The following is an 11,377-nucleotide window of genomic DNA, read 5'->3' as shown; positions in this document are numbered from 1 at the left end:
CCGTCTGGGGAGATCGCCACGGCGTTCACTCCGCCGGTGTGGCCGGTGAGGGTGGCTCGTGGGGTGCCGTCGGTGTTCCAGGTTCGTACGGTTCCGTCGCGGGAGGCGCTGGCCAGCCAGGAGCCGTCTGAGGAGATCGCCACTCCCCTCACTCCGCTGATGTGGCCGGTGAGGGTGGCTCGTGGGGTGCCGTCGGTGTTCCAGGTTCGTACGGTTCCGTCCTGGGAGGCGCTGGCCAGCCAGGAGTTGTCCGAGGAGATCGCCACCGCGTTCACCCAGTCGGTGTGACCGGTGAGGGTGGCGTGTGGGATGCCGTCGGCGTTCCAGATCCGCACCGTCCTGTCGTCGGAGGCGCTGGCCAGCCAGGAGTTGTCCGAGGAGATCGCCACCGCGTTCACCCAGTCGGTGTGACCGGTGAGGGTGGCGTGTGGGATGCCGTCGGCGTTCCAGATCCGCACCGTTCCGTCGTCGGAGGCGCCGGCCAGCCAGGAGTTGTCCGAGGAGATCGCCACCGCGTTCACCCCGCTGATGTGGCCGGTGAGGGTGGCTCGTGGGGTGCCGTCGGTGTTCCAGATTCGTACGGTTCCGTCGCGGGATGTGCTGGCCAGCCAGGAGCCGTCCGCGACGATCGCCACCCCCTTCACCCCGCCGATACGGCCGGTCAAGGTGGTAAGCAGACCTCCGTCGGCTCCCCAGATTCGTACGGTTCCGTCGCGGGATGTGCTGGCCAGCCAGGAGCCGTCCGCGACGATCGCCACCCCCTTCACTCCGCCGGTGTGGCCGGTGAGGGTGGCTCGTGGGGTGCCGTCGGTGTTCCAGGTTCGTACGGTTCCGTCGCGGGAGGCGCTGGCCAGCCAGGAGCCGTCCGAGGAGATCGCCACCGCGTTCACCCAGTCGGTGTGGCCGGTGATTGTGGAACGCAGACCTCCGTCGGCTCCCCAGATTCGTACGGTTCCGTCCTGGGAGGCGCTGGCCAGCCAGGAGCTGTCCGAGGAGATCGCCACGGCGTTCACCTCGCCGGTGTGGCCGGTGAGGGTGGCTCGTGGGGTGCCGTCGGTGTTCCAGGTTCGTACGGTTCCGTCCTGGGAGGCGCTGGCCAGCCAGGAGCCGTCTGAGGAGATCGCCACGGCGTTCACTCCGCCGGTGTGGCCGGTGAGGGTGGCTCGTGGGGTGCCGTCGGTGTTCCAGGTTCGTACGGTTCCGTCGTGGGAGGCGCTGGCCAGCCAGGAGCCGTCTGAGGAGATCGCCACCGCGTTCACTCCGCCGATGTGGCCGGTCAGGGTGGCTCGCCAATGACCGTCGACTCCCCAGGTTCGTACGGTTCCGTCCTGGGAGGCGCTGGCCAGCCAGGAGCCGTCTGAGGAGATCGCCACCGCGTTCACTCCGCCGATGCGGCCGGTCGGATTCCGGCTCGGGACAGAGCCGCCATTTTCCAGCATGGGCGGCAGCGGAAAAAGCACAGGATCGGTAAGAGAATATCGATGCCTGATCTGGTCCCGTAGATGAGGAAGAACGCTGAGGTGGGCCAGCCGATTGCTCCTGCTCAGTTTCGGCGATTCGAATGTGCCCAGCAGGTGCCCAACCCGAGCGATCAGACGATGTGTGTCCGCCGCCTCCGCCGATTCGCAGCGGGTCAGATCGGTTTCCAGAGCCAACGGGCCTGCCTGGTCGAGTCTGGCCAGAATCCACCGGACGTCACTCACCAGAAGACCCAACTCCGCCTTACACCGTCCCTCACCAAGGTGGTAGGCCAGGTGATCCCACAGGAAGTGTTCCGCCGGGAGCCGCCACCACGCCCAGCCCCCGTTGTTCTTTTCACCGTCGGCACCATTGCGGATCAGTGAGCGTGCCTCGCCGATCAACAACTGGTTCGTCGCCATCTGACGATGAGGGCCCAGGCCATGTTCGGAGTGGGCAAATGCCCTCACAACGTCGTGCAGTGCTATGACCCGTTTGTTTCCGCCAACCCAGCGTAATGACAGCAGGGATAATCCGACCAGATCCTCACAGAGCCGATGTGACTGTTCGACGTTCAACCCCGCCGTCGCCTGCCACAACAGCGTCACCATCTCCAGGGGGATGTCGATGTCCTCGGCGAAGATCCCCAGCTCCAGGAACCGTTCCCGCTGATCGTTGTCCAGGGCCTCCAGGCTGTAGTCGATCGTGGCCTTGACCGCGGTCTCCCGCTGGCCGCTGTCGGTGATGTCCAGTGCCGCCGGACCGGCTCGGCGCAATCTGTCAACGACCTGCTCAGCGGCCACGTTCACCGCAGCGCCTCGCTCCACGTCCTCCAGCAGACGGGCGTTGACCAAGGTCAGCAGCAGCGGCCATCCGCCCGCCACCTCCAGTAGTCGCCACCGCAGTTTCGGATGCATGGCCGGCAGGTCGCGGCCCAGCAACTGCGCCGCCACGGCGGGCGTCATCGCGTTCACTTCGATCTTGACCGAGCCAGGCGGCAGCGTCCGCGGCCGGTGGGTGGTGACCAGCAACCGTGACTGCCCCGCCACCGACAGGAACGGCTCAAGCTGGGCGCGGGTCCAGACATCGTCGACCACCAGCAACGTCCGCCCCTGCTCGGCCAACAGATCCGCCAGGTGATGGGACAGCTGTCTGACATCGGTGATCTGCGGGCGTTTTCCGGACACCGTTTCGCAGATACTGCCGACCAGTTCGGCGCCCTCGGCGCCGGTGCAGTCCTGTCCGAGGGTCACCCACACGATTCCACCGGTGAAGTGCCTGCGCACCCGACGGTCGTGGCAGGCCGCCACCGCCAATGACGTCTTGCCGAACCCGCCGGCTCCCCACAGAGCGGTCGTCCCTCCCGCCGCACCGGTCAGCTCCCGTACCACCACGTCCAGTTCGTCGCGAGACACCCACCCAGGCGGCTTGGGCTGAACCTGGAACGGCGTCCCGTTGACACGCCGGTCGGCCAGCCGAGGAACCAGCCAGGTCAACAACACCGCCACGAAACTCGCCACGACCAGGCTGATGATCCAGATCGTATGGTGGTCGGTCACCATCGAGGGCAGGTAGTCACTGACCACATTGACCGGCAGGCCTACCGCGATAGTGAGAACGACAAGTGTCCCCGTGGCCGCCTCCGCGGCATGCTTGTTACGACTCTCACGACTGTTGCGACGAGCCATACTCCACCTCGACGATGGCGGCCCCCGTCCGGCCAGGCATCTGATTTCGGCTCCCAACATATCCAGCCGGAAGCTTCTGGAGGGAGCGATTCGCGAGAGCCGCAAAACAACGTCGACTGTTATCCATGAATCTGGAGCATGGCCGGAAGCTTTTCCGGCGTGGGTTTTCCAGCGGTGACGTGGCGCGGCCGCCTAACTGTGGCAGGCGATCGACGGACCGGGATTCCAGAGGTATTCAGAGCCGTTCCACTCTGTCCGATATTAGGCCGTCTGTGCCTTTAATCCCCAGGATCGCGAGAAGGTCGATCCCCAGCCTGGTAGTACCATTCCAAGAGATTCTTCGACCAAGCGAGACCGTTCGGAGTTCGAATTCCGCGTTTCGCGGCGATCCCTTTCCCGTACCGGTGTGGAACCGCGCTCAGATCGACGTACGGCCTGCGGACCCGGAGCGCCCCGCGGGAACTCTCACGTCCGATCACCCGACGCGCATTGACCCCCGCTGTCCCAGTAGCCGAGTAATAGCATCCGGGCATGGACACGTCGTCTGATCTCGACCGCGCGTTGGAGAATCTCTACGCGGCCTTCTCCCGTATCCGCTTCCAGCCAAGATCGACGTGTGCTACCACTGTGTGTCCGAGGAGCAGGTTCGCGCCACGCGCGAGGCACCCCTGCGGACGATCACCGCGTCCGTGTTGGGACCGTACGCCAACAACGCCATGTCCACCTGGGGTGAGGAAGGCGAGTTCAAGCACTTCCTCCCTCGGCTCCTTGAGCTGCTCATCATGGAAGAACTCAACGGCTTCCTGTACGCGGACATCACGATGATGAGAATCGGCAACGCGTGGAAAAGCTGGAGGCGGCCGGAGCGGGAGGCGATCGTCGCCGTCTGCGACGCATGGTGGCGTCACACTCTGAACCACTATCCGCGCGGCGTCGACGTCATGATGATGATCGAGGCCCTCGCCGATGATCTGGGATTGGACCTGGCTCCGTACCTGGCCGAGTGGGAGTCGAACAGCACCGAGGCCGCGGCCCGCCACATGGCGTGGCTCATGAACGACTTCACCAGCAGCGTCGCCCACGACATCGAGTGGTACGCGCTCCTGACCGACTGGATCACCGGGCCGACACCTGCGACGATCATGGAACGCGCGTTCTTCGCCACCGGCTCGCCGAAAGTGCTCCAGGAACTCTTCGACGGACTCGAAAACCACCGCCTCTGGCGCGAGCACTGAGGCAGGCGCCTCGGACACGGATGCGAGCCACGATCGGGCATCGTCCACCCCTTGTCACGGACTGACCACCAAGGCCTGTTGGCCAGGAAGAAAGAGAGCACCTTTGAACGGCGACGTCACCATGCGGGCCCGGCGGGCCGTGAGCCGATACTTCGAGATGTGGAACACGGGTGACTCCTCGACGGCCGCCGAGATCCTGAGCCCCGACTGGATCGACCACGCCCATCCGGAGGTGGTCGGCGTCCAGGGAGTGCGCGAGGCGATCGAGCGGATCCGCACGGCACAGCCCGACCTGAGGTTCCAGATCGACGCCGTTCTCGGCGAGGGCGACCTCGTCGCCGCCGTTGGAGGCGTCGACGGGGCCGCACCCGGGCTGATCTGGCTTGTCCGGACGCACGACGGCAAGCTCGTCGAGATGTGGACCTACCGCGACAGCGGTGACCGCGGAAGGGCCGGAAATCCTGAACCTCTCGAAGAAGATTCGGCGTCCCGGCCCTCTCCGTGAGCCGGATTCCGCCGGCGGTCAGTCGGAGGACGAACCGGTCGATGTCCTCGTAGCAGCACGAAAACTCCAGGTTCGGAGGGTTGGAGTCATCCCGTGTGAGCGATGGTCACCTGTCGGTTCAGGTCCCTGTCAGGGGGTCCGCCGGGGTCCTGCCTCGTCGGGACGATCGTGTCTCGTGACGGCCAGGACGACCACCGTCGAGAGCAGTACGGCCCCGCCGAGCAGGGCCAGGGCCGTGAGGCGCTCGCCGAGGAGGCACACCGCGATGACGGCCGCCGCCAGCGGCTCCACAAGCGTGACGATCGAGGCCGTGGTCGCGGGCACCGTCCGCAGCCCCGTGAAGAACAACCCGTACGCCAGGGCGCTGGGGAACAGCCCCAGGTAGGCCAGGAGGGCGCCGACCGTCACGGGGGCGCCCCGCTCGGGCAGGATCCCCAGGGCCAGCGCGAAGGGCAGCAGGCACACCGACCCGATGGCGAATCCGATCAGCGCGTTACCGACAGGGTCGTCGCCGCCCTCCTCGGATCCGATCACCTGGCTGAGCAGTGTGGTGCCCGCGTATCCGACGGCGGACAGCAGTGCCAGCCCCACGCCGAGGAGAGGGGCGCGGGCGGTCGAGCCGGTGGCCGGATCCCCTCCGAACACCAGCGCCGTCAGGCCGGCCAGCGCCACGACGATGACCAGGACCTTTCGGCCGCCGAGGCGCTCGGCCAGCCACAGCCGGGCGCCCAGGGCGACGAGAACCGGTCCGAATCCCAGGGTCACCACGGTGGCGACGGCGACACCGGCGAAGTTCACGGAGGCGAAGTAGGCCGTCTGGTAGACGGCCATTCCGGCGCCGGTCACGGTGAACCGCCACAGGCCTGACCTCAACCGGCCGACGAGGGAGGGGACACCCGGGGGGCGCGTCAGCGGCCAGGCCAGGGCGAGCGCGGCGGTGCCGCCGAAGAAGCGCCAGAACGACACCGTCAGCGGGTCGAGCCCGCTGGTCGAGTGGAGCACGGCGGCGACGACGCCGCCCGTTCCCCACGCGACGGCCGCCACGGCGATGTAGAACACGGCTCTGCCGATCGGCAGAGGACCTGAGTGAAGCACGATCATCTCCAGGGATCGCTGTCTCGACGGAATCCTCGGTCGCGGACAGCGAAGAGACACCCGGGGGTGATCAGCCGGGTGTGGAGACGCCGCCCGCTAGTGGGCGGGCGGCGGGGAGACGATCAAGTACATGACGGTGACTCTAACGCCTGCCGGTCAGCGGGCCGACGGGGTGGTCCGCATCCGATGACCACGGGCCGCCGACGCCGCACGGCTGACTGCTCGCGTCGTGGTGGGCCGGTGGTTCGTATTCGATGACCACGTGGCGCCGGGGTGGGTCGACGGTGGTCCGTACCCGAAGAACACGGATCGGATACGGACCACCGCGAAACGTGAACCGGTCAGGGCATGGGACAGCCTCACGACCCGCCTCGCCGTACAGGGATCCGCGACGGCCTGACGATCGCGGGTGCGTCAGTTCGCGACGCGACCCTTCCAGGTGGGGTCGTCGACCGGGACGCACGGTCCGACCTGGCCGGTGATCAGGGACGCGGTCAGGCGCCACAGCATCTCGTACTTCTTCGTCTCGGCCGTCTCCTCCTGGTCGCCGGTGAACTCCAGCACCAGGGTCTGGTCCTGGCCGATGAGCAGGGGGTTGATGTCCAGGCCGCCCTTGACGATGCGGGCGGCCGCGTCGGCATCCGGCCCCATGGCCTTACCGTCGACCTTGCCCCTGCCCTTCTCGCACTGCTTGCCCGGGGGCAGGTAGCTGACGTCGGCCCGGACACCGGCCTCGTTCAGGTCCCGCTCCAACTGGTCGACGTCCTTGAACTCGTGGATCTGCACGTTGACCGTGCCGTCGGCCTTCTTGTTCACGGCGTAGGCGGGTGTTCCCGTCCCGGTCAGCACGGGGATCGCGACCGCCGCCGCTCCGGCGACGAGAACCGCCGCGCCACCGGCGAACAACCGGCGGGTGAGGCGGCGGCGCCGTTCGGCGCGGTCCATGATCTCGGCCTTGAGGTCCATAAGCAGCTGCTCCTCGTATCTCATCCTGATGCTCCACTCATGACGAAGGGCAGGTTCCGCAGTGTCCGGCGGGCTCGGTGCAGGCGCACCTTGGCGGTGCTCTGCCGGATGCCGAGGGCGAGCGCGGCCTCCGTGACCGTGAGCTGGTCGACGACGACCAGTTCCAGTACCGCGCGCTCCCCCTTCGGCAACTCGGCCATGGCCGTGAACATCCGCCTGGCCTCCCGCTCGGCGTCTATGCGCTCCTCCAGCGCGGCGACGTCGTCGGTGTCCAGATGACGACGTCCGCCGACCCGGTCCGTCAGCTGGTGCTGCCTGTACGCCCTGCGTCGCTCGGCTGAGATCGTCTTGCGGGCCACCCCGTACAGCCAGGCGATCTCGGAACCCAGGTCGGCCCGGTAGGTGTGGGCCGAGTCGAGGACGGCCACGAACACCTCGGCCACGAGATCGGCCACGGTGTGCGGGTCGTCGACGCGACGGGCGAGGAAGCGGGTGACCGCATCGACATGTCGCCGATAGAAGGCGTCGAACGCCACAGGATCTGTGGCGATCTTCGCCTGTTTGCGAAGCACCGGTCATGCTCCCTTCGTCGATTCGTCCCTGCTTGGTGAGAATCGAGAAGAAGGGTTACATCCGCAGGTCACAGACTCGCCGAACTTCCTCTCGTCGATCCTGCCGGGGCATGACGATGAGGGCATGCGGAGACGCGTCCTCACCCAGGCGGGCCTCGCCCTGTTCGTCGGCGCCATGGCGGGCATGCTCCTCTACTTCTGGCGGACCGACCTGGAGACGGCCGACCAGCGGGCCAGCGTGCTCGGTCTGTTCGTCGCCGTGGCCGGTCTCGCCCTGACGGTCCACGGAACGCTCCGCGACCGCCGTACCCCGGCGTCCTCGCTGGTCACCGGGGAGACCGTCCGGGCGGCCAGGGAGGCGCTCGGGCTGCTGGTCGCCGAGCAGTGGCGCGAGGAGTCACGGGTCCGCTCGCTGAGCGACCCGCACCCGATCCCCGTCCGCTGGCGGCTGACCGAGGACGCCGGGTTGATGGACCATCCGCACCTGGTCGGGCCGGAGCCGCTGAGGTTCACCGTCTCCAGCGGTCAGGGGGCCGATCTGGCCCAGGCCTTCAGGAAACTGCACCGGCGGCGGCTGGTCATCACCGGCGGGCCGGGCAGTGGCAAGACCACCCTGGCCGTGCGGCTGCTGCTGGAGTTGCTCGACTCCGCCGCTCCCGGGGAGCCGGTGCCGGTGCTGGTGACCCTCACCGGCTGGGACCCCGCCGAGCGTCCCCGGCTGCATGACTGGCTCGCCGTACGGCTGGCACGGGACTACCCCGCGCTGACCTCGGCGTTCGGCGGCGGCGTCACCGGGGCGCTGGCCGGACAGGGACACGTGCTGCCCGTCCTGGACGGTCTGGACGAGCTGACCGGGGAGCACCGGGGCGCGGTGATCAGGGCGTTGAACGCCTCACTGGCCGACCGGGACGGGTTCGTGCTGACCAGCCGGGCCGACGAGCTGGCCGAGGCCGTGGCGGAGGCCGGGGACGTGCTCACCGCCGCGGCCGTCATCGCTCCCCTGCCGCTCTCCCCCTCCGTTGTCGCCGGGTACCTACGCGCCTGTCTGCCGCCGCGTCCCCGGCACAGCTGGTCCCCGGTCTTCACCGCGCTGGCCGAGGGCACGGCGCCGGGCCTGACGGAGGTCGCCTCGACCGCGCTCGGCCTGTGGCTGGTCCGCGCGGGCTACGTCGCCCCCGCCGCCGACCCCGCTCCGCTCACCGGCGCCCTCGCCCAGGACCCCGACCGCCTGCGGGCGCACCTGCTGGACCGGCTGATCCCCGCCGCCGTCGCCTCCCGGCTGACCAGCCGCGACCCGGCCGAGCACTTCCGTCCCCGCAGGGCCTGGGAGGCCGAACGGATGCGCGCCCACCTGGCCTACCTGGCCCGGTTGATGACCGCCGCCGACACCCGTGACCTGGCCTGGTGGCAGCTCGCCCGGCACACCGGCGCTGGACGGCTCCGTACGGGTTTCCTGGCCGGGGTCGTGACCTCGACGGTCGCCTGGGTGGTGATCGGGTTCCTCGGCCGGTTGGTCTACGGCGTCGCGTCCGGGGAGCCGAACTGGCTGACCTACAACGGCCGGGGGTGGTTCCTGTCCGGCGTCTGGTTCGGGCTGCTGTTCGGGATCGTGTGCGCGTTCAAGATCAAAAAATGGTGTCGGGAGACGCCGGGCTCCCTGTCCGGCGGGACCCGGCCTCGCGGCGGGCGCCGCAGGGGCGGGACGTTCAGAGGGGCCGCGGTCGGATTCGTGCTCGGGGTGGCCGTCGGGCTCGGATACGGCTCCGCCTCCGGTGCCTCGATCCTGGCCACGGCGCTGTTCGGGCTCGCCATCGGCCTTCTGTTCGGCCTCACGTCCGGACTGGTGTACGGGCTCTCGTCCGCGATCGCCGTACGGCTTGAGGCGCCGACGGCCGGTACGGCGGGCACTCCGTTGTCGAGTCTGCGGGACGACCGCGCTCTCAATCTCGTCCGCCTCGTCGTGCTCGACGTCGTGTTCACCGTGCTGTTCGGGCTCGCCTACGGGCTCCTGCCCGGGGCGGTCCCCGTGGCGGAGCACAGGGTCGTGGTCGGGGTCGTGAGCACGGTGGGGGTGGCGCTCATGTTCGGGCCGCTGTTCGCGGCCTCGGTGGGGGAGCACCACGGGTGGCCGGCCTATCTGGTCGCCACCCACCGGCTCGCCCGCCGTCGTCTGCTGCCCCGCGACCTGATGTCCTTCCTCGACGACGCGCACCGGCTCGGTCTGCTACGCACGGTGGGCCCGATCTATCAGTTCCGTCACGCGGCCCTCCAGGACCACTTCGCTTTATCGGCTAATAATCGGAAATAATGTTTTTGTCGCCATTATCATTTTTTGGTGCTTGAGCTGATCATGGTGATGCTGATGGCGTTTGCGCTCGGCTCTGTGAGATTCGCCGTACGGTCCACTTCGAACGGCCGTCACACCCGTGTGTCCCGGTTTTACCTGCTCCGGGGTCTGGCTCTGTCGGCTTGCGCCTTCGCGGTGCTGATGTACACCGTGTGGTCGACTCACGAGGACCAGCACTACGACGACTTCGGGTCGGCGATGATGGCGCTGCTGGCCGCGACGAGCGCCGCGGTGTTCTTCGCGGGTCTCGGCCCGCTCATCCCATGGCTGTTGGGATCCCTGGTACGGCACACGGTACGGCTGCCATCGCTGATGCGTCTGGCGGTCCGTGACCTGGCCGACAACCGGGTCAGGTCGGCCGCCGCCGTCGTGGTGACCATGGTGCTGACGGCCACCGCGGCCATCTTCATGACCGTCGCGGCTGCGGAGACGGCGCAGGAAAGGGTGAGGTATTTCCCGCAGGGGCGCCCCGGTGCCCTCCTGGTCGAGGTTTCCTCCGCGGAGGATGTGGCCGCCGTACGCGCGGCCGTCCAGCGGGAACTGCCCGGGGTGCCCATGGTGCGGAGCTTCCGCGCGGGCGCCTGGCACTTCATCCCGGACGTCGAGGATCTGGAACTGCCGGACTTCGAAGCCGTCACCCCGGTCGGCGTCTTCGGGGAGGGGGAACTGCTCCACTATCTGACCGGTGACCCGGCGACGCCGTACGACGAGAACACGGCCGTGGTGGTCACGTCCGACGACGTGAAGGCCGACACGGTGGCGATCTCCTACGGTCCCCTTGCGGGGGGCGATGCGCTCTCGTCCAGGAACGTGCCCGCGATCGTCGTCAGGCCGACCGACCCCGAGGTGAAGGAGTTGTTCGTCCCGGCGAAGGTCATCAGGGATCTCGGCTACCAGCCGCAGCTGGACAGGCTGATCATCGACCCCTCCGCTCACCGTACTTCGCGGGCCGAGCAGGAGCGGATCGACCGTCGTCTGGGCGACACCGCGACCACCTACGTCGAGCGTGGGTTCGAGCCCTCCACCGGCTGGCGTCCCATCGTCGCGGTGGCGGTCGTCCTCGCCCTCGGCGCCGCGTTGTTCGTGGGCAGGGGCGGCCCTCGGACGACGCGGGTGTTGTCCCGGCTCGGTGGTGGTTCCCCACGGCTGTTCGCCGCCTGCAGGGTGGGGATCGGTACGGCGTGCGGCACGGCGGTCGGCACGGTCACCGGATGCGTGGTCGGCCTGCTCCTGGCCTGGCCGTTCACCGCCCCGATCGAATGGGAGCCGGTACCGCGGGTCTCCTTCGAGACGCCATGGTTGTTGATCGCCGCCCTGCCCCTGGTCCTGTCCCTCCTGGCCGCGCTCATCGCCGCTCTCGCGCCGGTTCCTTCGAAGGAAGGGCCGTCTGGACGGTGGCGAATCCTTACGATGCATTTTCGGAAGTTGAAATAGTGCAATTAGTCGGGAAATTTCCGCTTTGTTGGTACGGGCTGTATTGTTTGCTGCGTGAATATTGATCGATATAAAGT

The 11,377-nt window shown here is 68.0% G+C and carries 8 protein-coding genes; 4 read left to right on the top strand and 4 right to left on the bottom strand.

Annotated features, from left to right (window positions below):
• On the bottom strand, positions 1 to 3,146 hold a 3,146-nt coding region (locus ABT340_RS33115), incomplete at its 3' end, for an NB-ARC domain-containing protein (protein ID WP_352014820.1).
• Between the two features lie 629 nt (positions 3,147 to 3,775).
• Between ABT340_RS33115 and ABT340_RS33110 the strand changes: the two genes are divergently transcribed.
• Both ABT340_RS33110 and ABT340_RS33105 read left to right on the top strand, forming a co-directional pair.
• Complete coding sequence (locus tag ABT340_RS33110) at positions 3,776 to 4,381, top strand: hypothetical protein (protein WP_352014819.1); 606 nt, start codon at positions 3,776 to 3,778, stop codon at positions 4,379 to 4,381.
• A 103-nt stretch (positions 4,382 to 4,484) separates the two neighbouring features.
• On the top strand, positions 4,485 to 4,886 hold the full coding sequence (locus ABT340_RS33105; RefSeq protein ID WP_352014818.1) for an ester cyclase: 402 nt from the start codon (positions 4,485 to 4,487) through the stop codon (positions 4,884 to 4,886).
• 129 nt (positions 4,887 to 5,015) lie between these two features.
• Here the strand turns inward: ABT340_RS33105 and ABT340_RS33100 are convergent, their stop codons facing one another.
• The 3 genes from ABT340_RS33100 to ABT340_RS33090 form a co-directional block, all read right to left on the bottom strand.
• On the bottom strand, positions 5,016 to 5,981 hold the full coding sequence (locus tag ABT340_RS33100; protein WP_352014817.1) for a DMT family transporter: 966 nt from the start codon (positions 5,979 to 5,981) through the stop codon (positions 5,016 to 5,018).
• A gap of 414 nt (positions 5,982 to 6,395) precedes the next feature.
• Positions 6,396 to 6,971, bottom strand: a complete 576-nt coding sequence (locus tag ABT340_RS33095) for a hypothetical protein (protein WP_352014816.1) — start codon at positions 6,969 to 6,971, stop codon at positions 6,396 to 6,398.
• Entirely contained in the window at positions 6,968 to 7,519 is a 552-nt protein-coding gene (locus ABT340_RS33090) for an RNA polymerase sigma factor (RefSeq protein ID WP_352014815.1), read from the bottom strand. The genes ABT340_RS33095 and ABT340_RS33090 overlap by 4 nt, the downstream gene beginning before the upstream one ends.
• A gap of 124 nt (positions 7,520 to 7,643) precedes the next feature.
• Here ABT340_RS33090 and ABT340_RS33085 point away from each other — a divergent pair, with 124 nt between their 5' ends.
• Complete coding sequence (locus ABT340_RS33085; protein ID WP_352014814.1) at positions 7,644 to 9,827, top strand: NACHT domain-containing protein; 2,184 nt, start codon at positions 7,644 to 7,646, stop codon at positions 9,825 to 9,827.
• A gap of 27 nt (positions 9,828 to 9,854) precedes the next feature.
• Positions 9,855 to 11,300, top strand: a complete 1,446-nt coding sequence (locus tag ABT340_RS33080; RefSeq protein ID WP_352014813.1) for an ABC transporter permease family protein — start codon at positions 9,855 to 9,857, stop codon at positions 11,298 to 11,300.
• Positions 11,301 to 11,377: the final 77 nt, after the last annotated feature.

The organism is Streptosporangium sp. NPDC000239 (genome assembly GCF_040300765.1).
Classification (GTDB): Bacteria; Actinomycetota; Actinomycetes; order Streptosporangiales; family Streptosporangiaceae; genus Streptosporangium.
The sequence above is the reverse complement of the archived record's forward strand: the minus strand, read 5'-3'. Positions and strand labels throughout refer to the sequence as shown.